Origin of the sequence: Enterococcus raffinosus, from assembly GCF_018917525.1 — a bacterium.
GTDB lineage: Bacteria > Bacillota > Bacilli > Lactobacillales > Enterococcaceae > Enterococcus_A > Enterococcus_A raffinosus_A.
Map to the genome: position 1 here is coordinate 222,926 of NZ_JAHLOS010000001.1, position 21,044 is coordinate 243,969.

Annotated in this window: 20 protein-coding genes and 1 other annotated feature; of the genes, 14 read left to right on the plus strand and 6 right to left on the minus strand. The window is 39.8% G+C overall.

Annotated elements, in window-relative coordinates:
* The first annotated feature begins 10 nt into the window (after positions 1–10).
* The 9 genes from KQI58_RS01050 (at position 11) to KQI58_RS01090 (ending at position 10,522) form a co-directional block, all read left to right on the plus strand.
* Positions 11–1,102: a DUF871 domain-containing protein gene (locus KQI58_RS01050; RefSeq protein WP_216405708.1), complete on the plus strand. Its 1,092-nt coding sequence runs from the start codon at positions 11–13 to the stop codon at positions 1,100–1,102.
* 80 nt (positions 1,103–1,182) lie between these two features.
* Positions 1,183–1,408 (plus strand) — a binding site (T-box leader).
* A 200-nt stretch (positions 1,409–1,608) separates the two neighbouring features.
* Positions 1,609–2,250, plus strand: a complete 642-nt coding sequence (locus KQI58_RS01055) for an amino acid ABC transporter permease (protein ID WP_216405710.1) — start codon at positions 1,609–1,611, stop codon at positions 2,248–2,250.
* 14 nt (positions 2,251–2,264) lie between these two features.
* Positions 2,265–2,900 carry an amino acid ABC transporter ATP-binding protein gene (locus KQI58_RS01060; RefSeq protein WP_216405712.1) on the plus strand — a complete coding sequence of 212 codons (636 nt, stop codon included), beginning with the start codon at positions 2,265–2,267 and terminating at the stop codon, positions 2,898–2,900.
* A gap of 24 nt (positions 2,901–2,924) precedes the next feature.
* Positions 2,925–3,752 carry an amino acid ABC transporter substrate-binding protein gene (locus KQI58_RS01065; protein ID WP_216405715.1) on the plus strand — a complete coding sequence of 276 codons (828 nt, stop codon included), beginning with the start codon at positions 2,925–2,927 and terminating at the stop codon, positions 3,750–3,752.
* Positions 3,753–3,858: 106 nt separating this feature from the next.
* Positions 3,859–6,270: a DNA translocase FtsK gene (locus tag KQI58_RS01070; protein WP_216405717.1), complete on the plus strand. Its 2,412-nt coding sequence runs from the start codon at positions 3,859–3,861 to the stop codon at positions 6,268–6,270.
* A gap of 296 nt (positions 6,271–6,566) precedes the next feature.
* Positions 6,567–8,513 (plus strand): BglG family transcription antiterminator, encoded by a 1,947-nt coding sequence (locus tag KQI58_RS01075; RefSeq protein WP_216405718.1) that lies wholly within the window; start codon positions 6,567–6,569, stop codon positions 8,511–8,513.
* A 4-nt stretch (positions 8,514–8,517) separates the two neighbouring features.
* Positions 8,518–8,979, plus strand: a complete 462-nt coding sequence (locus tag KQI58_RS01080) for a PTS sugar transporter subunit IIA (protein ID WP_216405720.1) — start codon at positions 8,518–8,520, stop codon at positions 8,977–8,979.
* A gap of 20 nt (positions 8,980–8,999) precedes the next feature.
* The gene (locus tag KQI58_RS01085; RefSeq protein ID WP_216405723.1) at positions 9,000–9,311 is read left to right on the plus strand and encodes a PTS fructose-like transporter subunit IIB; all 312 of its coding nucleotides are present in this window, start codon (positions 9,000–9,002) and stop codon (positions 9,309–9,311) included.
* 119 nt (positions 9,312–9,430) lie between these two features.
* Positions 9,431–10,522 carry a PTS fructose transporter subunit EIIC gene (locus tag KQI58_RS01090; protein WP_216405724.1) on the plus strand — a complete coding sequence of 364 codons (1,092 nt, stop codon included), beginning with the start codon at positions 9,431–9,433 and terminating at the stop codon, positions 10,520–10,522.
* A 31-nt stretch (positions 10,523–10,553) separates the two neighbouring features.
* Here the strand turns inward: KQI58_RS01090 and KQI58_RS01095 are convergent, their stop codons facing one another.
* Positions 10,554–11,312, minus strand: coding sequence for a DeoR/GlpR family DNA-binding transcription regulator (locus KQI58_RS01095; protein ID WP_216405726.1), 759 nt, complete (start codon positions 11,310–11,312; stop codon positions 10,554–10,556).
* Between the two features lie 174 nt (positions 11,313–11,486).
* On the opposite strand from KQI58_RS01095, the gene KQI58_RS01100 reads away from it, so the two are divergent.
* The 5 genes from KQI58_RS01100 (at position 11,487) to KQI58_RS01120 (ending at position 17,272) form a co-directional block, all read left to right on the plus strand.
* Positions 11,487–13,835, plus strand: a complete 2,349-nt coding sequence (locus KQI58_RS01100; protein ID WP_216405728.1) for a formate C-acetyltransferase — start codon at positions 11,487–11,489, stop codon at positions 13,833–13,835.
* A gap of 16 nt (positions 13,836–13,851) precedes the next feature.
* Positions 13,852–14,634 (plus strand): glycyl-radical enzyme activating protein, encoded by a 783-nt coding sequence (locus tag KQI58_RS01105; protein WP_216405730.1) that lies wholly within the window; start codon positions 13,852–13,854, stop codon positions 14,632–14,634.
* Between the two features lie 174 nt (positions 14,635–14,808).
* Positions 14,809–15,876 carry a 23S rRNA (adenine(2503)-C(2))-methyltransferase RlmN gene (gene rlmN / locus KQI58_RS01110; protein ID WP_216405732.1) on the plus strand — a complete coding sequence of 356 codons (1,068 nt, stop codon included), beginning with the start codon at positions 14,809–14,811 and terminating at the stop codon, positions 15,874–15,876.
* Between the two features lie 123 nt (positions 15,877–15,999).
* Entirely contained in the window at positions 16,000–16,815 is an 816-nt protein-coding gene (locus KQI58_RS01115) for a prenyltransferase (protein ID WP_216405735.1), read from the plus strand.
* A 55-nt stretch (positions 16,816–16,870) separates the two neighbouring features.
* Entirely contained in the window at positions 16,871–17,272 is a 402-nt protein-coding gene (locus KQI58_RS01120; RefSeq protein ID WP_216405737.1) for a hypothetical protein, read from the plus strand.
* A gap of 22 nt (positions 17,273–17,294) precedes the next feature.
* On the opposite strand, the gene KQI58_RS01125 is transcribed toward KQI58_RS01120, so the two are convergent.
* The 5 genes from KQI58_RS01125 to KQI58_RS01145 form a co-directional block, all read right to left on the minus strand.
* Entirely contained in the window at positions 17,295–17,774 is a 480-nt protein-coding gene (locus tag KQI58_RS01125) for a DUF2798 domain-containing protein (protein WP_216405739.1), read from the minus strand.
* A 184-nt stretch (positions 17,775–17,958) separates the two neighbouring features.
* Positions 17,959–18,786 (minus strand): NUDIX hydrolase, encoded by an 828-nt coding sequence (locus tag KQI58_RS01130; protein WP_216405741.1) that lies wholly within the window; start codon positions 18,784–18,786, stop codon positions 17,959–17,961.
* Between the two features lie 100 nt (positions 18,787–18,886).
* Entirely contained in the window at positions 18,887–19,816 is a 930-nt protein-coding gene (locus KQI58_RS01135) for a peptidylprolyl isomerase (protein WP_216405743.1), read from the minus strand.
* A 160-nt stretch (positions 19,817–19,976) separates the two neighbouring features.
* On the minus strand, positions 19,977–20,357 hold the full coding sequence (locus KQI58_RS01140; protein WP_216405745.1) for a YtxH domain-containing protein: 381 nt from the start codon (positions 20,355–20,357) through the stop codon (positions 19,977–19,979).
* The gene (locus KQI58_RS01145; RefSeq protein ID WP_216405747.1) at positions 20,358–20,783 is read right to left on the minus strand and encodes an HIT family protein; all 426 of its coding nucleotides are present in this window, start codon (positions 20,781–20,783) and stop codon (positions 20,358–20,360) included.
* Positions 20,784–21,044: the final 261 nt, after the last annotated feature.

Sequence of the window (21,044 nt, forward strand, 5' to 3'; positions counted from 1 at the left end):
GGAAAAATTAGTGAAACGTGAACTAGGTATTTCAGTCTATCCCGATCATAGTGATCCTCAGGCGGATCGTGATTATATCAAGAAAGCAGCTGAGCTTGGCTATACGCGGATTTTTATGAGCATGCTGGAAGTGACTGAAGGCAAAGAAAAGGTCAGCGAGAAATTCGGCAGCATCATTCATTACGCGAAGGATCTTGGCTTTGAAACAGTCTTGGATATTGCCCCATCAATTTTCGATGATTTAGGCATTTCATACGATGATTTAAGCTTCTTCGCGGAGCTTGGTGCTGAAGGGATTCGTTTAGATGAAGGCTTTGATGGCAACAAAGAAGCGATGTTGAGCTTCAATCCTGAAGGCTTGGCAATCGAATTGAACATGAGTAACAATGTGGCTTATCTTGATAATATTTTGTCTTACGAAGCCAATGAACCATTTATTTATGGCTGTCACAATTTTTATCCTCAAGAGGGTTCGGCATTGCCATATGATTTCTTCATTAGCTGCAGTGAGCGCTTCAAGGGTCATGGCATTAAAACAGCGGCATTTGTTACCAGCCATGAGGCAGAATATGGTCCGTGGGATGTGAATGATGGGTTGCCAACTTTGGAGATGCATCGCCATTTACCAATTGATTTGCAGGCGCGTCATATGTTCGCGACAGGGCTGATTGATACCGTGATTATTGGAAATGCCTATGCATCAGATGAGGAACTAGAAAAAGTAGCGGCTGTGGATCGTTACAAAGTAAGCTTAGGGATCGAATTTGTACCAGAAGCAACGGAGATCGAGCGTAAGATCGTCGCTGATCCAAAACATTTCCGTCGTGGGGATATTACTTCTACCGCTGTTCGTTCAACCATGGTTCGGGTGAAATACGCAGATGTCGCAAATCCAGTTCATGATAATACCCAAGAATTTCAGGTGGGTGATGTCGTAGTTGGTAATGATGAATTCGGCAAATACAAAAATGAATTGCAGATCGTCCTAGAACCTCATAGCGATTCACGAAAAAATTTAGTCGGCAGGATTCCGCATGAAGAACTGATTATGCTGGATTTCTTGAAGCCGTGGGCGAAGTTTCAGTTTGTTCCTAAAAACTAAATTTGAGACGGATGATAAAAAGATGAAGGTTCGTTATTGACAAACCCTGAAAAGGCGTGTAAAGTATGACTCAACTTAATCAAACGACAATGAAAAGAAGAGTAGCAGTTCATTTGTTCTCAGAGAGTCTCTGGTAGGTGAGAAGAGACAGCAATGTTTTGTGAACCACATCTTTGAGTCGATCAGTTGAATCTAGTAGGCTGGTCCGGGAGCGCCCGTTATAGCAGAGGTCAGATTGACCAGTTGAGATCGCTTGTTGTGAGACGGCGATGAAAAAAGGTGGAACCACGTAATTACGTCCTTTAGTCCTAGCGACTAAAGGACTTTTTTTATTTTCACCTGCTGAGAATGCTGACCTGTAGAGGTTCTTTTTGCGAGAAAGGAACAAAGATGAGGTGGAACCGCGTATTCAACGCCCTCTGGTAGAGATACCAGAGGGCGTTAGTTGTTTTTTGAGAAAGATTCGAAAGGCCGTGCAACTTTCGAAAAAATGGAGGGATATTGGGATGAATTATTTGATCGACGTCATGCCGCAATTATTACAAGGGGCAACGACAACACTGAAATTATTTGCTTTTACGATACTGGGCTCATTGCCGCTGGGGATTTTATTATCCTTCGGGCTAGCAAGCAAGTTTAAACCACTACAATGGATCTTACGTTTTTATGTTTGGATCATGCGAGGAACTCCTTTGCTATTACAATTGATTTTTGTCTTTTATGGATTGCCGTTAGTTGGAATTATTTTTGATCGTTTTGACGCGGCACTGTTCGCCTTCGTATTGAACTATGCCGCATATTACGCAGAAATCTTCCGCGGTGGGATTCAATCAATTCCTGTTGGACAATATGAAGCATCAAAGGTGATCGGGTTAACGTCGGTTCAAACGATCACGCGAATCATTATTCCTCAGGTCGTAAAAATTGTTTTACCTTCTGTAGGGAATGAAGTGATCAATCTGGTTAAGGATACTTCACTTGTGTATATTCTAGGCTTATCAGACGTGATGCGTGCCGGGAAAATTGCGATGGAGCGTGACACTACCTTACTTCCGTTATTCGGTGTAGCAATCATTTACTTAGCGCTGACCGGTGTGACCTCAGTTATCTTGAAACAGCTAGAAAATCGTTTGAATTATTATCGTTAGGCAGGTGGAAAAAAATGATTGAATTGAAAAATGTAAACAAATCCTTTGGCAGTAAAAAAGTGATCAATAATTTGGACTTAGTCATTCCGGATGGACAAATTTTAGCGATCGTTGGTCCATCTGGGGGAGGTAAAACAACGCTACTAAGAACCTTGGCTGGATTAGAAACGGCTGACAGCGGGACGTTTTTATTAGATGGAGATCCCTTTGATCCAACTTCTTCGAAACAACAGGAGCAGGTCGTTGGCGTGGTTTTCCAAGATTTCCAATTATTTCCGCATTTGAGTGTGATGGATAATATCACGATCGGTCCTCGGTTAGTTTTAAAACAGGACAAAGAAACGTATACCGATAAGGCGAACCACTTAGCGAAATTATTGGATATCGAAGAATTATTAAACAATTATCCTTACCAGTTGTCTGGCGGACAGAAGCAACGTTTGGCGATTGCTCGGGCGATGGCGATGAACCCTAAGGTATTGGCATACGATGAACCAACAAGTGCATTAGATCCTGCGTTGCGCCAGCAAGTAGCGAGCTTGATTTTAGAATTAAAAGCAGACGGTGTGACTCAGATCGTTGTAACCCATGATTTAGATTTTGCTGAGGAAATTGGTGACAAGGTATTGAAGGTAGAACCTATCAAATAAAAAACGACATTAGGAGGAGTTAATATGAAATTGAAAAAATTGGTTTTGGGAATGGTAGCTGTCTTGACTTTAGTAAGTTTAGCCGCGTGTGGAAAGAAAGAAGCCAGCGGTGACGACAGCTGGAAAACCATTGAGAAGGATAAAAAGGTAACGATTGGTTTAGATGATACGTTTGTACCAATGGGCTTCAAGGATGAAGATGGAAAAATCGTTGGTTTTGATATTGATTTAGCCAAAGCGGTTTTTGATCAATATGATATCAAAGCGGATTTTCAACCAATTGATTGGTCAATGAAGGAAAATGAATTGGACAACGGTACGATTGATTTAATCTGGAATGGCTATACTGTTACGAAATCGCGAGAAAAGAAAGTGCTTTTCTCTGATCCTTATGCGCAAAACGAACAAGTCTTGGTTACAAAAAAAGACAGCGGGATCACTAAAGCTGCAGATATGAAAGACAAAGTCTTAGGTGCTCAAGAAGGTTCTTCTGGCTATGAAGCCTTTAACAATGAGACAAAAACCTTGAAGGACATCGTTAAGGAAAACGATGCAACCTTGTATGCTAGCTTCAATGAAGCAATGATTGATTTGGAAAATGGCCGGATCGACGGAGTGTTGATTGATAAGGTTTATGCGGATTACTACTTGAAGAAGGCGAATAAATTAGATGACTACAACATCTTCAGCGTTGGTTTCAAGAATGAAAACTTTGCAGTTGGCGCACGTAAAGGCGATAAGGAATTAGTAAGCAAAATCAACAGTGCCTTCAAAGAACTGCAAGACAACGGCAAATATGCTGAAATCTCTAAGAAGTGGTTTGGTGAAGAATGGTCTTTACCAAAAGAGTAATCAGAACGTCCCCTTAAATTTTAATTAACCAAAAAGAAAAGGCGAGCAAAACTTTTGTTCGCCTTCTTTTTTTTGTATAATGGTACAGAATGGAAAGAGGGATAACATGGCGCAAAAAAAGCGTACAAAGAAAAAAAGAAAAACGAAAAAGCAAAAACAACTACAAGAACAGCGCCTGATCATTGGACTTGGGCTTTTATTTATTTTATTCACAGTCTTTGCCATATTTAAATTAGGGTTCTTAGGAAATTTAATCGCGAATGTATTACGCTTGATTGGCGGCAATACCTATCAGTTTCTAGCATTGCTATTAGGCTTTTACGGAGCGTTGCTTGTAGCGAAGAACACCAAGCTGCGGATAACCAAACCACGACGTTGGATCGGTATTGGTGTTTTCTATTTAGGGATTTTATTGATTCTCCATGCCCGTTTGTTTATGAAAGTGGAGAGCCAAGATCCTAATATTTTGAAGACGACTTGGGATCTTTTGATGGTCGACTTTTTAGGAAATCAAATCACCCAAAATGTTGGCGGCGGGATGCTTGGAGCGGCACTTTATAATTTGACGCACTTTTTAGTGTCGCAAGTCGGTAGTTATTTGATCGCTGTTTTACTATTGATTCTTGGTGTTTTCTTATTCAGTCTCTTAGAATTTAACCAAGTAACCGATTATTTGGCTCACCTTGTTGATACTGTGCGGGAGAAATTCTCTGAATCAGACGAGAAAAAAGCCCAAAAAGCGGCTAAAAAGGAAGAACGGCAAGCTCAGAGAGCACAAGCGAAAGCGGAAAAACAAGCTGCCGAAAAGGCTAAGAAGGAAGCAGAACAAGCCGAGCGTGAAAAAAATAAAGTCCGCTCTTTGACACCAGGTGAACAGCTGGCGAAAGAAAGCCAAGAGCGTCTGGAGAAAGAGCCTGAGCAAATGACTTTGGTGCCAATCGAAGGCTTCCAAGAGAATTTGGAGCCTCTGGCATCAACCGCTCCATCAGCTTCAACTAAAAGAACAGAGTTTGAGGAAGAAGAGCTGGATGATCCCGGTGATTTAGAATTCGAGATCAGCGCAGAACCTGAAGATCATGATTATCAATTACCACCTTCAACACTGCTCGATTCAATTCCAGCGGCAGACCAAAGTGATGAATACAAGAAAATCGAACAAAATATCAAAGTGCTGGAAAAAACCTTCAACAGCTTTGGTGTGGATGCAAAAGTTGTCAAAGCCAGCTTAGGCCCATCCGTTACGAAATTTGAAGTACAGCCTGCTGTTGGTGTGAAGGTCAGCAAAATCGTTAATCTAACCGATGATATTGCTTTGGCATTGGCGGCGAAGGATGTACGGATGGAAGCACCGATTCCAGGGAAATCATTGATCGGTATCGAAGTACCAAATAGCACGATCAGTATGGTTTCCTTCCGAGACATTATTGAAGCCCAACCAAATCATCCCGATAAACTACTGGAAGTACCGTTAGGTCGAGATATTTCAGGGATGGTTCAAACCGCCGACTTGTCTAAAATGCCTCACTTATTAGTAGCAGGATCAACTGGTAGTGGGAAGTCCGTTTCTATCAATGGGATCATCACCAGTATCCTGATGCGGGCAAAACCGAATGAAGTCAAATTAATGATGATCGACCCGAAAATGGTGGAGCTGAATGTCTATAATGGTATTCCACATTTACTGACCCCTGTGGTAACCAACCCACGAAAAGCGGCACAAGCCTTACAAAAGGTTGTTCAGGAAATGGAAGAACGATACGAAAAATTTGCGGCAACGGGCGTACGGAATATTTCCGGCTTCAATGAATTAGTGATCCAGAAAAATTTGGAAGATGGACAAAATCGTCCAATCTTACCTTTCATCGTAGTTATCGTGGATGAGTTGGCTGACTTAATGATGGTGGCAAGTAATGAAGTCGAAGATGCCATCACTCGTTTAGCTCAAATGGCTCGTGCGGCAGGAATCCATATGATTCTTGCCACCCAACGTCCAAGTGTTGACGTTATTACCGGGATCATTAAAGCCAATGTGCCATCACGAATCGCCTTTGCTGTATCTAGTGGTACAGACTCTCGGACGATTATTGATAGTAACGGAGCTGAAAAACTTCTCGGTCGCGGAGATATGCTATTCCTCCCAATGGGTGAAAATAAACCGATCCGTGTCCAAGGAGCGTTCATCTCTGATCACGAAGTAGAACGAGTAGTAGAGTTCGTTTCTGATCAACAGGAAGCCCATTATGAAGAAAAAATGATGCCAACAGAAGAAACCTCTTCGTCACCGTCAGATACACCGCAGGACGATTTATATGAAGAGGCCAAAGCATTAGTAGTCGAGATGCAGACAGCCAGCATTTCCTTGCTGCAACGACGTTTTCGTATTGGGTATAATCGAGCGGCTCGTATTGTAGATGAACTAGAAGAACGTGGAGTTATCGGTCCTTCAACTGGTAGTAAACCACGAGAGGTCCTCTTACAAAAAGCAGAAGAGGAACCGGAAAATCCTTTAGATGAATAGCAAAAGCTTTGCCAAATGATTTTGGCAAAGCTTTTTTTCTTTGCACATATGTGCAGATTGATTTAAGATTTCACCTGTCCTAAATTTTCCATTCTTAAGTTACAACCTTTTTTCTACGTGCATAGAAGTGCGTCATTGCTAGCTTTTTCATAAAAATGGTATTCGTTCTTTTAATTGTAAGGGAGTAAACGAATCGATTTCAACATTAATGTGTAACGTGTATGTGTTATACAATAGAAAAACCCTGTGCTATCTTTTTGTTAGATTGATAAGCGCTTACAATTGGAGGAATAAAAATGAAGGGATTGAATCAACGACAGAAAAAATTAATCCATTTGCTTGTACAGAATGAAAACTATTTGCCAGTGGCTTTTTATTCCGAGAAATTAGGAAAATCAAGTCGAACCATTTATTCTGATTTGGAAAAGATTCAGGTCTTTTTAACAAAGGAACCACTGATTTTAGAAAAAAAGCCGCGAGTGGGGATTCAATTACAAGGAACCATTTCGAACAAAATGCAGCTTTTGGAAAAAATCAAAGACAAGGCAAACGAAGGAACTGTTGAAACACAGGAGCGGCAATGGCAAATCGCTAAGCGTCTTTTGATCGATGATGAAACAGTGACCCAACAGAAGCTTGCTCAACAATTTCATGTGAGTCCAAGCTCGATTGCAAGTGATTTAGAGAAAACGATTGAGCGGTATTGTATCAACCTTATCGCTTCAAAGCGCGGAACGAACGTTACCGGCAGCGAAGAAGAGATTCAAAACGGTATTTTTCGTTTTTGCGAAGATTACCTGGATTCCCATGGAGTCGATACTGAGGATTTGTTTTATAAAGCAACGCAGGAGATTTTGTTTCAAGTATTTCCCCAAAAAATAGTTAAGGCAGTATTTGCTCAGTTAGAAATTATGAAGAATCAAACAGAATTTTATTTCTCGGCTCATTATCTGAAATCGTTACTCATTCGTTTGTTGGTATTCTGTTTCCGCTTAAGTAAGCAAAAGCATATCGAAGAAAAAGAATTTCTATTTGATCAAATCAAAATGATCGATACGTATTTGATTGCGAATGAGTTATTGGTTAATATTGCGAAGAAAACGGCACTTGATTATAACGAAGACGATATTTCTTACATAAATCGTCAACTAGTCGGTTATGGGGTGAAGCCTACCACAAAAGAACCAGAAAGCTACGAAAAGTATGCTGTGACGATCCATAAAATTTTAAAAAGTATGAGTGAGATCATGCAGGTTGATTTTTTAGCGGATCATCAATTAGCAGAACGCTTTACGAGTCATTTTATCCCCATGATCTATCGCTTGAAAATGGGTATCGTGATTACAAATCCCTTAGTAGAGGAAATCAGGAATCAGTACGCAATTACATTCAGTGCTACTTGGTATGCGCTAGCGAATGTGGAAGAAAAATTAGGTGTGCAATTTAATGATGAAGAAGTGGCTCTGGTGGCAATGTATTTTCAAGTTTCACTAGAAAAGAGTCAAAACGGAAAAAAGATTTTGATTGTTTGTCCAAACGGTATAGGAACTTCCGAATTGATCTTTAATAAAATTAAACGCATTTTACCAGCGCAGGACATTGCAGAAGTCACCACAGTTGATAAGCTCTATAAGAAAAATCTAGATAACGTAGATTTGATCATTACATCAATCAAGCTCAAGGAACTGAATAAGCCAGTTATACAAGTGTCAACGCTGGTTACGCAAGAGGATATCATCAATATTACTTCACTTTACTCAAATTTATTTTATTCAGAGGAACCGGATGAAACCGAAATTATAGAGTTCCCATTTTTGAAAGAAGTAATCGATCAGGCATTTATTCACACCCAAAAGTGTTTCTCCGACAAGCAGACTTGTTTGCACTGGATGATTGATCAATTAGAGAAACAAAAAATAGTCACAGCGGAGTTTCGTAAAGAAGTTTTTGATCGTGAGGCAATTGGTGAGACCGCGCTAGCAACAGGAGTAGCTATTCCACATGCCGCGCCGCAAAATGTCTTACAGTCAAAAATTGCGATCGTCACACTGAAGCAGCCGATTATTTGGGATCAAAGGAAAGTTCAATACGTCCTATTGATGTGTATCGCCAAAAGTGATCGAAAACTTGTTCGTGGTGTCATCACGGATATTCATAAAATTGTGCAATCGGAAAAACAGCTGAGTCGCTTTTTTGCTGAAAGAGAAGCGCTAGAAATTTATCACGATATTATTAGGAGGTAGAAATATGCAAATCATCAATGAAAAGTTAGTCGATTTAGCGATAGAGGCTGATTCAAAAATGACAGCTATCAATGTCTTAGCGGAACGAATCAATCAGGAAGGACGTTTGCACGACTATGTGGGTTACGTCGAAAGCGTAATAGAACGTGAGAATTTAACAACTACTGGAATCGGGTTTGGCATTGCGATTCCTCATGGGAAAAGTCCTTATGTGAAAGAAACAACAGTAGCATTTGGTCGCCTAACGGACAAAGTCGATTGGCAGAGTTTGGATGGGGAAAACGTCGGATTGGTCTTTTTACTAGCCGTACCAGAAGAATGTCAAGGAGATCAGCATTTGAAGATCATTGCGGGACTATCAAGAAAACTGGTTCATCAGGAATTTCGCGATACCTTGCAACATGCCGCAAGTGATCAAGAAATCGTCAACTTATTAAACGATAGCCTAACTGGCGTTGTTGCCTAAAAAAAAAGGAGAGAGAAATTATGAAATTAATCGCTGTAACAGCTTGTCCATCAGGAGTTGCGCATACGTACTTAGCTGCAGAAAGCTTAGAAGTCGCAGCTAAGAAGAATAATGTCGAAATCAATGTAGAGACACAAGGTTCGATCGGGATTGAGAATGAATTAACGCCGGAACAGATTAACGAAGCAGAAGCGGTAATCTTGACCAATAATATTGGTATTAAAAATGAAGAACGCTTCAAAGGAAAACCAGTTATTCGAGTGAGTGCTGGCGACTGCATCAATAAAGGAGAAGCAATCGTCAAAAAAATTCAACAAAAATTAGCAAAATAGGGCGTTGCTTCCGTTTTTTGGGAAAAGATAATACTTTAGCGGAGTAGTAGAGGTGTTGAATAGAGGCTCATTTTTCTTTGGAAGATTGAAAATTTTTAGGTGAACTAGGAGGAACCGGAATGATTGAACTATTAAAAGATACTAGAAAAAACATGATGACGGGTGTTTCATATATGATTCCATTTGTTGTTGCAGGCGGTATTTTATTAGCGCTGAGCGTCTTGCTTTCAGGAAATGCGTCAGTACCTGATAAAGGCTGGTTAGCCGATATTGCCAATATTGGGATCACAGGACTGGGAATGATGGTACCTATTTTATCTGGCTATATCGCATTTTCCATGGTGGATCGACCAGGACTTGCCCCAGGAATAATTGGTGGCCTGATTGCGAGTAATATTGGCGCAGGTTTTTTAGGTGGGATTTTATCAGGGATCGTGGCAGGCGTCGTAGTCTTTTATTTAAAGAAAATTAAGCTGCCTTCAAGCTTACGTTCGCTTGGACCAATTTTTATTATTCCTTTATTTGGGACATTGATTGTCGGCGTATTGATGTACTGGGTGATTGGTCAGCCAATCGCTTCACTAATGACCGCTTTAACCAAATGGTTAGAGTCGATGGGAACAGGGAACTTAGTTGTCTTGGGACTTATTCTAGGTGCGATGATCGCTTCTGATATGGGTGGTCCGATCAATAAAGTAGCCTTTAGTTTCGGTTCGGCCATGGTAGGAACGATTAACCCGGCGACAGGTTTACCCAGTGATACAGCCTTGACGATCATGGCTGGAATTGGTGCGGCAATCTGTATCCCGCCGCTTGCGATGGGCTTAGCGACGATTGTTGCTCCGAAAAAGTTTTCGGTGGAGGAAAGAAATTCTGGTAAGGCCGCGATCGTGATGGGATTGGTAGGAATATCAGAAGGGGCGATTCCGTTTGCTGCGGCTGATCCTCTTCGTTGCATCCCGGCAAATATGATCGGTAGTGCGATTGGTGCTGCTATTGCGATGTTTTTAGGCGCAGGAAATCCAGCTCCTTGGGGTGGTTGGATTGTTGCTCCAGTAGCACAGAATCCATTAGTTTATATTCTGGGTACCTTGATTGGCTCGATCATCACCGCAGGTATCGTGATCATTTTGAAAAAACCAGTCGTTGAGGAAGACTTGCAAAGTATTGGACAGGATGATGATTTCGATTTAGATATTGAGATTATGTAAGGAAATGTGCCGGATTTTTCGGCACATTTTTTTACACCAATAATAATTTTGCGTAGGCGCTGATCATGCGTTCATAATCTAAAGGCAGACCTTTGCTGGCAATGACTACATCGATTTCGGACCAAGGAGCTACTTGTACCAAAGAGGTTTTTTCAAATTTTGTATGATCAAGTAAAACGATTTTTTTGGTTGATTTTCTCAACATTTGTCGTTTGGTTTCAGCATCAATCAAAGAAGAAGTACAAAAGCCCTTGCGATTTTTAACACCGCTAGACCCAAAGAAGCAGAGATCGAATTGAATGTCAGGATAACTCTCGTTCCCGCTATTGCGAAAGGCCATATCCGCGGGTGAGTATTCACCACCAAAACAAAAAAGCTGATGAGGTCCGTTTGCCAATTGGAGGACGGCTGCTAATGAGCTGGTAAAAATTTGCTTCTTTTCTAACGACATCATTTTTTTTGCTAAAAGCGCTACGGTACTGCCTTGATCCAAACCAAGCGTAAAATCTTTCTCAGAAATAAATGCTAAAGCGGCGTTTGTAATACGCTCCTTTTCTGAAAGTTGAGTGGTTCGTTGAAAGACAGGAGCCAATTCTTTTTCTTTAATTAGAACGGCTTTGCCATGATGTTTTTCTAAAATACCTTCTTGAGCAAGATAGGTTAAATCTTTACGAATCGTTTCGTCGGAGACATGAAATTTTTTCACTAATTCATGTACCCTTAGTTCATTTTGCTGATACAAAAGGTCAGTAATCTCTTTACGTCGCTGAGCAATTTCAACGGCCTTCATGGACTTTTCTCCTTTTTGACAAACGTAGCATGAGAATCCAATAAAAACAATCAAAAACTTGGGAAAAACTGAGTAAACCCAACTTTTTCTTAGGATTACAAAGAATCCTATAGTTTCAAACGAAAAATATTTCTATACTAAAAGCGAATAAAAGAGAACGAGGAGGAGTTAGAAATGGGAGCAGGAGTCATTGATCAAGAAAAAAATATCGCAAATATCGTGGTTAAGGGGAATCCGCGGATTCAACTGATGAAGGAGCATTTGTTTAAAGAAAAACGGCAGATTTCATTAGAGCGTGCATTGTTTTACACAGAAAGCTATCGTCAGACAGAAGGTGAAGAAACAATTTTGCGACGGGCAAAAGCTGTAGCACATATTTTAGCAAACGTAGAAATCAGTATTCGAACAGGCGAATTATTGGTGGGCAATCGAACCGTTCGCCCACGTTCGGGAATTCTTTCACCAGAGATGGACCCGTATTGGATCATGGAGGAAATTGATACGATTGCCACACGTCCGCAGGATCAGTTTGAATTTACAGAAGCAGACAAAAAGATTTATCGAGAAGATTTATATCCTTATTGGAAAAAGCGTTCTATGAAGGATTTTATCAATGGAGAGCTGACTGAAGAGGTTACAAATGCCTTAAAAGACGATGTATTCAAATTGAATCAAACGGATAAGGGGCAAGGGCACATTATCATGGATTTTCCTGGTATTTTGTCACGAGGACTAGGAGGCTATCTTGATTTATTAGATCGAAAAATCAATCAAGAGCCTGAAAATCATTTTTATCAAGCAGGTAAAATTATTTTTAGCGCGATGCAGGATCATTTTTTACGCTATGCAGATTTAGCAGAAGTGATGAGCAGCCAAGAAAAAAATGCTCAACGCCAAGAAGAGTTATTAACCATTTCGTCAATGTGTCGCAAACTGAGCAGCGAAAAACCGACTTCTTTTTATGAAGCATTGCAATTATTATGGATGACCAGCATTGTTGGCCAATACGAATCGAATGCCTCGTCCCTTTCGCTAGGACGAATGGATCAGTATCTATATCCGTTTTACGAGACCTCGTTGCAATTGGGTGTTAGTAAAGAGTTCTTATATGAGGTATTAGGTGATTTTTATATTAAGACAAATGACGTAGTACTTTTACGTTCTGAAAGCAGTGCGAAATGTTTTGCCGGTTTCCCTACTGGCTACACAGTTGTTCTAGGCGGTCTAGATGAACTGGGACATGCGGCAGTTAATCCATTGTCGTTCATGATGCTGGAGCTTTATCATGAAATTTTGCTTCCTCAACCAAATTTATCAGTCCGTATGAACGAATTGATCCCGCGTCGTTTTTTATTGAAGACAGTAGAGACAATTCGATTAGGGACAGGCATTCCCCAGTTATTCAATGATGAAGTTTGTGTTCCGGCTTTTTTAAGTAAAGGTGTATCCCTTGATGACGCACGGGATTATGCGACAGTTGGGTGTGTAGAGACTTCCATCCCTGGTAAAACATATGGCCTGCATGATATCGCGCTCTTTAATTTATTGCGAATCATGGAATTAACAATGTACGAGTTAAGGTATGACAAGGACTTGACCTATGATCGTTTAGTTGAAAAGATCGAGGAGAAGATCGATTATTATGTGGCATTAGTGGTCAAGGGATCAAATATTGTAGATTTAGGGCATCGTCATTATGCGCCAACGCCTTTCTTATCCGTTCTAATTGATGATTGTTTAGTAAAAGGGAAGGATGTCACAGAAGGTGGTGCCCGGTATAACTTTTCTGGGGTACAGGGGATCGGTGAAGCGAACCTGAGTGATTCTCTTTATATTGTGAAAAAGATGGTTTTTGAAAATAAGGAAATGACGTTTAGTGAGCTAGTTGATGCGTTAGAGAAAAACTATTCAGGAGAATATTCAAAGCTGCAAAATCATGTAATTCAAGATTTTGAAAAATTTGGAAATGACGATGAAGAACTGGATAGTATAGCAGCAAAAATCTTTCGACACTATGCGAAAGAGTTAGAAAAATACGAAAATGTCCGAGGCGGACAGTTTATCCCCGGCGCTTATACTGTCTCGGCGCATATCCCATTGGGTGAAGCAGTGGGGGCAACACCAGATGGTCGAAAGGCGCAAGAGCAATTAGCAGACGGCGGTTTATCCCCGATGGTTGGGCGTGATCATTTAGGTCCAACCGCTGTTTTGAAATCCGTCAGTAAATTAGACAACTACTTAACCGTAAATGGCAGTCTCTTGAATTTGAAATTTCAACCAAACACGTTGAAGGGGCAGCAAGGATTAAATAAATTTGCGGACTTCTTAATGGCTTTCACGAAACTAAAAATTCAACACGTTCAATTCAATGTTCAATCAAAGGAAACATTGGTAGCAGCTCAGAAGCATCCAGAAAAATACTCTGGCCTATTGGTTCGCGTTGCTGGATATAGTGCCTTCTTTGTTGATCTAAATAAACAAATTCAAGATGATATTATTGCGCGTGTGGAGCATCAATTGTAGAACGAGGGGATACGAAATGAAGCAAGGACTAATTTTTAACATACAACGTTATTCTGTTCATGATGGTGGAGGAATTCGCACATTGATCTTTTTGAAGGGCTGTCCTTTACGTTGTCCTTGGTGTTCTAACCCTGAATCACGAAAAAAAGTTGAACCAACGACTTGGATAAAAAATGGAAGAACCGAAAAAATCGGAGACTGGCGATCAGTAGACGAGATACTAGACGAAGTACTGAAAGATGAAATTTTTTATCGGACATCTGGTGGTGGCGTAACGTTATCAGGAGGAGAAGTTTTACTACAGTCAGAATTCGCGAGAGAATGTTTAAAGGAACTAAAGAAATTGGGAATTCATACGGCGATTGAAACAACCGGTTGTTTTCCAGTTGAACGATTGAAAGAAATTACACCCTATATTGATCAAGTACTATTCGATTTGAAAATAATGGAGCAGTCTGAAGCACAAAGAATAATCGGGATCGATCTTGAGCGGGTTCGCAAAAACTTTGATTACCTTTTAAAACAGAAGCAGCTTCAAGTTATTCCCCGCATTCCGTTGATTCCCGGATATACGACTAGTGAAGCAAATATTCAACGTATGATTGAATTTTTGACTGTTCGTCAAATAAAGGAAGTCCATTTGCTTCCCTTTCATCAATATGGCAGCAGCAAATATGACTATTTGGGCTGGGAATACACAATGCGAGATGTGAAGACTTTAAGTCAAAATGAGATATCCGAGATTCAGGAAAAGTTTGAAGCGGTAAAAATCGTAGCCAATATTGATGGATTAGAATGAGCGGTTAAAGTCGCTCATTCTTTTCTTTTTTCCAAAGTCGATTGTTTTCTCTTTGTGAATCGGTTATAGTATGTAGCGAATGTCTGCTGGCTTTTCATCCACAGCCAAGCAAACTTAGTGATAAATTAATCATTGAGAAAATGATTTCGTTTAAATGAATTAGGAGGAAACACCTTGGAAAAACCCTCAATTTATGGTTTAAGAAGAGAAGAATTAGTAGAATGGTTTTTAGAACATGGCGAGAAGAAATTCCGTGCTACCCAAGTTTGGGAGTGGCTTTATCGCAGTCGTGTCAGCGAATTTTCAGAAATGAGCAATTTATCTAAACAGACGATTGCACTGCTGGAAGAAAATTTCATTATTAATCCTTTAAAGCAATTAGTTGTACAAGAAGCAAGTGATGGGACAGTCAAATATTTATTTGAACTGCCAGATCATTTAATGATCGAGACGGTCCTAATGCGTCAGGAATATGGCTTGTCCGTTTGTGTGACGACGCAAGTTGGCTGCAATATCGGCTGTACGTTTTGCGCATCAGGCTTGTTGAAAAAGCAGCGGGATTTAACTGCTGGTGAGATCGTGGCTCAAATCATGCTGGTTCAACACTATTTTGATGAACGCGGGGAAGACGAACGTGTCTCTCACGTGGTTGTTATGGGAATTGGTGAGCCATTTGATAATTACACGAATGTTATGGACTTTCTTCACGTTATCAATGACGATAAAGGGATGGCGATCGGGGCTCGACACATCACTGTTTCAACTAGTGGATTGGTACCGAAGATCAAAAAATTCGCAGAAAATGGCTTACAGGTGAACTTAGCGATTTCATTGCACGCGCCCAATAACGAAGTTCGTTCATCGATTATGCGAATCAATCGCAGCTTCCCAATCGAAAAATTAATGGAAGCAGTAGATTATTATATCGAAGAAACCAATCGTCGGGTGACCTTCGAGTACATCATGCTCTCAGGCGTGAATGATCGACCGGACCATGCGCAGCAATTAGCTGACTTGATGAAGAACAAGAAGAAGCTGGTTTATGTGAATTTGATTCCGTATAACCCAGTAAGCGAACACGATCAGTATTCTCGCAGCAGTAAAGCGGATGTTTTACGTTTCTATGATGTGTTGAAAAAGAATGGGATCAATTGTGTAATTCGTAAAGAACATGGAACAGACATTGATGCCGCGTGTGGGCAATTACGCAGCAAACAAATGAAAAAGGCCACAGCCAAATAAGCATTCCGACTCTCTCAAATTTTGAGGGAGTTTTTTCTGCTCATTGAATCAGACAATTATCCATTAACATCAGTTGATTGTGATAAACTTAAAGGAAACTGAAATAGGAAAAAGGTGAGAAAAATGAACGAGACAGACATCCAAACGATTTTAGGGCATCGTCATGATCAGGGCTGGGACTATTGGACGACAGAGGATAGGCGCTTGAGTAAAGGTGCACCCTTTTCGTGTATAGAGTCGGCGGAGTATTTATTGGAGTTGGGGATGGACCCGCAAACGGAAATTTTGCAAAAAGTAGCGGAGCTTTTATGGGAAAGCTGGCGTGAACCAGGAGAATTTAAACTTTATCCAAAAGGGGCAGTTTTTTCTTGTCAAACCATTCCGGCGGCGACACTGTTAGTGCGTTTAGGTCATGGAGAAGATCCCCGAATAAAGCAAACGCTAGAACATCTCCTGACAACACGCTACAAAGATGGCGGTTGGTGGTGCAAGAAATTTTATTTTGGCAAAGGGCCAGAAACAGAATTTTCGAATCCATTGCCCACATTAAATGCATTAGAACTATTTCGTCGGATAGATGTTGTTGAGGAAACTGAGTTAGATGATGCGGTGGAATTTTTATTAAGCCATTGGGAAACGAAACTTCCTCTGGGCCCGTGTCACTACGGAATTGGGACGTTGTTTATGCAAGTAGAATATCCATTTCGCGGGTACGATTTATTTTATTATCTGTATGTTTTGTCTTTTTACAAAAAAGCCCGAGATGATTCTCGTTTCAAAGAAGCCTTTAGGGCATTGCAGGAAAAAACAGTGGATGACCAAATTGTAGTGGAACGGGTTGTACCTAAATTACGGAAATTGAACTTCTGCAAAAAAGATCAGGTTAGCCTATTAGCAACTGACCGGTATCAAGAAATTTTGGCGAATATGGCTGAATAAAAGCTCTTTATATTTTTGTGCGTATCTTTCTTAACAAAGGCAGAGGAGGTACGTCATGAAATTAATTGAAGTAAAGAGAGTGTATGAGCTTAATCAAAATACGTTTTACAGATGGCTAAGGGAAAGTAAAATAATTATCAAGGAGCTGACAGGATACGTTATTGGACCCAACGCGCTAGATGGTATGAAGACCATTACGGATAGACGCATTACTGAGGACGGTGAAATCTTGGTTAGTACTCAAGTCGGTATTGATAATCAAAACATTCCCCAGCTTCTCGAACGATATGAATCCTCGGGTTTGTCAAAACTATATTCAACTCGTGGACAAAGAGAACGAAAAAGGCAGTCTAGTAGAGAATTAGAAAAACGTGTAGAAATTCTTGAGAACCAGCTAGCGATCTTAACGGGACAATTAGCCATTTACGTAAATCAAAATAACCGAGAGCACAACTAATGTGCTCTCGGTTATTTTTGTATTACGCTAAAATTGTGCCGACTGGAAAAAGTCTTCTGAACACTTTTCGAACAAGAGGTCCGGCGATGATTATTTGGAATGGCAATGCCATCACCAAATTTTTCAAGATATTTGTACCCCAAATAATGAACAATTTGTTCCATTCATGTGTATGGCTTAAAACTTCAATAGAACCATAAAGTGACATGAAAAAGACCATCGGTAAAACCATACAACAAGAAACGGTAATCACTTTGCGTAAAGAACTAGCAAATGTAGGCATGATTTTGAATGCGACTTTCTTTGCTGTAGTCGAAACGACAAACCAGTCTAAAATTAAAGCACAGCAATAACCTAATGGTAATCCAAGCCAGGCAGATTTTAGCACCTCTAAAGTGAGCGTTCCCGAATGTAAATAAATGTTGTACAAACTCATCCAGAACACCATCACAAAACACATCATAATCGTATAAACAAAACTTTCTCTTTTATTACTTGGCATAAAAATCCTCCTAAAATTAAATATGGCTAATTCATAAATTGGATATGAATTCCCAGACGCAAAAAAAGTGGCAATCGTATAACTCGCTACGATTGCCACTTGGGATCTTCACTGCGTTATGGAAAGCTCTTTTTTTGCTTTTTCCATTATATACAGATTTCTATGATTCATGTAAGTAAAATTTTTATTTTTTTTCACCAATCTCATCTTTTAAGCGATAAATCTTGGAAGGGCGGCCGATTCCGACAGGACGTTCCCCAATTTCATCGAAATATTGCAGCATCGCTTTTTTAAAATTTGAGTGATCAACGGTTTTAAAATCGACCCCTAAGAATTTCGCAAAGACTTTACGCGCTTCAGTGATTGTAAATTCCTCACCTAACACCTGCAAGATCAATGGCTCATGATCCATTTTATTTAGAACACGATTGAAGGCTTTACGAATGATCTCGTTGTGGTCAAAGGCTAACGTATCTTTCCCAATTGATTTTCCAGCTTCCAGCTCAATTTCAATTGAGATATCATCACTGGTTAAGCAAATCGTATCGCCATGACGTTCAAGATTAAACCAGCGGGCATCTTGGGTATCGTCACCAGCAGTGGGAGGGACTTGACCAATAAATGCAAGGTAGCTGACAGTAATTACCCAGCCACGCGGGTCACGGTTTGGTGTACTGAAGGTATGAAGTTGTTCAACACTTTTTCGGCCGATAGTTAAGCCGGTTTCTTCAGCGGTTTCCCGACGTACGCTGTCATTAGTGGATTCATTACGCTCAACGAATCCGCCAGGGAGTGCCCATGAATTGCGATATGGATTGCCACGTCGTTGAATCAACAAGATTTTTAATTGATCCTCTTCTTTGTTATAGCCCATAATAACAATATCAACAGTGACAGAAGGTTTGTCGTACTCAGGGTGGTCTTGTTCTTTATACCAAGCAATGAATTCCGCTTCATCTGCTTCGTGCTCATAATAATCTTTTTCTGCTTCTTTAGAGGCAAATTTTTTCATCTACAGTTCACCTATTTCTTATAAGTATTCGCTACCTTATTGTAGCATGAATAATAAAAAAAGGGGAACTCCGCTTGGAATTCCCCTTGAGTACTCATAATTATTTTGATGAGTCCGTTGCTTTTTTACTTGAACTGTTTGTTGTTAAGAAGTCAGATAAGATATTTTCAAATGAATCATCTTTGATCTTCACGTTGGCTTTCTTCAATTCTTTTGAAATTACTTCAGAAGAGAAGGTTTGATCAGCCATTTTAGTATCTTCAGCGATTTGTTTTAATTCTTTTTTGTATTTATCCATGTCATTGCCTTTAGATGAATTTTTCTCCATCTTAACAATGTAGTAGCTTGATTGGTAAGTCGATGAATCCATTGTTGTAATCACATCAGAAACTTCTCCGTCCTTCAATTTGAAGGCTGCTTCCTTAACTTCAGCAGGAACAGTTGATGATTGTGAATCAAATTTGATTTCGCCACCATCTTTTTTCGTTGTTGAATCTTGTGATTTTTCTTTAGCGATCTTCGCGAAATCACCTTTGTCATCCAATTGTTTCTTGATTTCTTTGGCTTCATCTTCACTGCTAGCTAAAATAATGCGTGCAGTTACTTCTGGATGGAATGAATCCCAAGCAGCTTTTGTATCTTTATCCGTAATCTTCACATGAGATTTCAAACCTTCTTGGAAAGATAAAGACTGTTTCAAGTATTCTTTATACGATTTTTTCGTATAGCCAGCTGATTGCAGTTGACTTTCAAAGCTGTCACCTAATTGTTTCTCTTGTTTCTTGTATTCATTGTCAATTTGCTTGTCTGTTACTTTATCACCATAGGCGTTCTCAAAAACCTTATAGATGATCATATTACGTACTAAACTTTGGTTCGTTTGTTCTTTTTTCGCTTCATTATAAAAATCTTCGACGGTGATTTTTCCGCCTTTCATTGTTGCGATGTCTTGATTAGAACTGCCTGAACAAGCCCCTAAAACAATTACACTAAGTAAGCCAGTAGTGGCTAAAAGAATCTTTTTCTTCATTTCTATGCTACAACTCCTAAAAAATTATAATGTACATCCGTTTGTTATTCCTGTTCAACTATAACACACCTAAAAATGTAAAGGAAAGGGGGTTAAAAATAGTTTCCGAGAAAATTCACAATAAAGGCATAATTATTTTAATGAAACAAATTGATTATTGCTATTCAGCAGGACGTTCTAAAGAATAGCGGCCTTTTTTAATTACTTTCTTTTCATCAACCTCAGGTAACGCCTGATTGATTTTGTCTATTTGTGCTTGGATCTGTTGAATCCGCGGCTCCGCTTGAAAACGAAACTCCTCGATATCTTTTTCGACACCTGTTTTAAATGCGGGAACTAATGTATCAAAGGTTTCCTTTAAGTTCGATACAGATTCACGAAAATCTGCCAGGTTATCATTTAATTCATCCGTTAATACCACGAGTTCACGTGTATTCGTGATTAACTTTTCCCGGGTTTCTTCCCCTTTGCGCGGTGCTAATAGGAGTCCGCCTAGTGTCCCAAGACCGGCACCAAATAGAATTCCTTTAAAAAAACTCATTTATTTCACCTGCTCCTTGATCTTATCAGCGATCGCTTGCAATTCCTCTGGTGACTGTTGATCCGCATGATTCCCAAAATGAATCGAAAAATCATCCTTTTTGCTGTAACGAGGGATCAAATGAACGTGTGAGTGGAAAACAGATTGATACGCCAACTCTTTATTATTATTTATGATGTTTAAGCCTTCCATTTCGGGAAAAGCTTTTTCAAGTGCACGGGCAATTTTAGGAATACGTGCAAAGACATCAGCGGCTAAATCTTCATCATATTCAAAAATATCATTTACATGTTGTTTTGGCACAACTAGTGTGTGACCCTTTGTGGCTTGTGAGATGTCTAGAAATGCATAGACTTTTTCGTCCTCATAAATTTTGTAGCTAGGGATTTCTTGATCGATGATTTTACAAAAAATACAATTTTCCATTGTAAACATCCTTTCTCATTCATATTGTCTTATATTGTGCCGCTGCTGCGAAAAAGCAGATAAGCGATCGTAAATACTTCTTTTACTTTACCATAACTTGTAATACTTGTGCTGTAAAAGGTTGGGAGAAGATTAATTATTTACGGGATTCTGCTATAATGTTAACTATGAAATTGAGTGCCGCCTCATTATGGCTATTTCTGCTGAGGAATGAGCGGCCTTTAGTTTTTCGAAAAAATAGAGTGAAACGAACTAGGAGGA

Coding starts and splice junctions, on each gene's coding strand:
- KQI58_RS01070 (WP_216405717.1), top strand. CDS start 3,859: ATGGCGCAAAAAAAGCGTACAAAGAAAAAAAGAAAAACGAAAAAGCAA.
- KQI58_RS01125 (WP_216405739.1), bottom strand. CDS start 17,774: ATGCCAAGTAATAAAAGAGAAAGTTTTGTTTATACGATTATGATGTGT.
- KQI58_RS01145 (WP_216405747.1), bottom strand. CDS start 20,783: ATGGAAAATTGTATTTTTTGTAAAATCATCGATCAAGAAATCCCTAGC.
- KQI58_RS01120 (WP_216405737.1), top strand. CDS start 16,871: ATGAAATTAATTGAAGTAAAGAGAGTGTATGAGCTTAATCAAAATACG.
- KQI58_RS01135 (WP_216405743.1), bottom strand. CDS start 19,816: ATGAAGAAAAAGATTCTTTTAGCCACTACTGGCTTACTTAGTGTAATT.
- KQI58_RS01130 (WP_216405741.1), bottom strand. CDS start 18,786: ATGAAAAAATTTGCCTCTAAAGAAGCAGAAAAAGATTATTATGAGCAC.
- KQI58_RS01065 (WP_216405715.1), top strand. CDS start 2,925: ATGAAATTGAAAAAATTGGTTTTGGGAATGGTAGCTGTCTTGACTTTA.
- KQI58_RS01085 (WP_216405723.1), top strand. CDS start 9,000: ATGAAATTAATCGCTGTAACAGCTTGTCCATCAGGAGTTGCGCATACG.
- KQI58_RS01100 (WP_216405728.1), top strand. CDS start 11,487: ATGGGAGCAGGAGTCATTGATCAAGAAAAAAATATCGCAAATATCGTG.
- KQI58_RS01055 (WP_216405710.1), top strand. CDS start 1,609: ATGAATTATTTGATCGACGTCATGCCGCAATTATTACAAGGGGCAACG.
- KQI58_RS01105 (WP_216405730.1), top strand. CDS start 13,852: ATGAAGCAAGGACTAATTTTTAACATACAACGTTATTCTGTTCATGAT.
- KQI58_RS01115 (WP_216405735.1), top strand. CDS start 16,000: ATGAACGAGACAGACATCCAAACGATTTTAGGGCATCGTCATGATCAG.
- KQI58_RS01090 (WP_216405724.1), top strand. CDS start 9,431: ATGATTGAACTATTAAAAGATACTAGAAAAAACATGATGACGGGTGTT.
- KQI58_RS01075 (WP_216405718.1), top strand. CDS start 6,567: ATGAAGGGATTGAATCAACGACAGAAAAAATTAATCCATTTGCTTGTA.
- KQI58_RS01080 (WP_216405720.1), top strand. CDS start 8,518: ATGCAAATCATCAATGAAAAGTTAGTCGATTTAGCGATAGAGGCTGAT.
- KQI58_RS01095 (WP_216405726.1), bottom strand. CDS start 11,312: ATGAAGGCCGTTGAAATTGCTCAGCGACGTAAAGAGATTACTGACCTT.
- KQI58_RS01140 (WP_216405745.1), bottom strand. CDS start 20,357: ATGAGTTTTTTTAAAGGAATTCTATTTGGTGCCGGTCTTGGGACACTA.
- KQI58_RS01060 (WP_216405712.1), top strand. CDS start 2,265: ATGATTGAATTGAAAAATGTAAACAAATCCTTTGGCAGTAAAAAAGTG.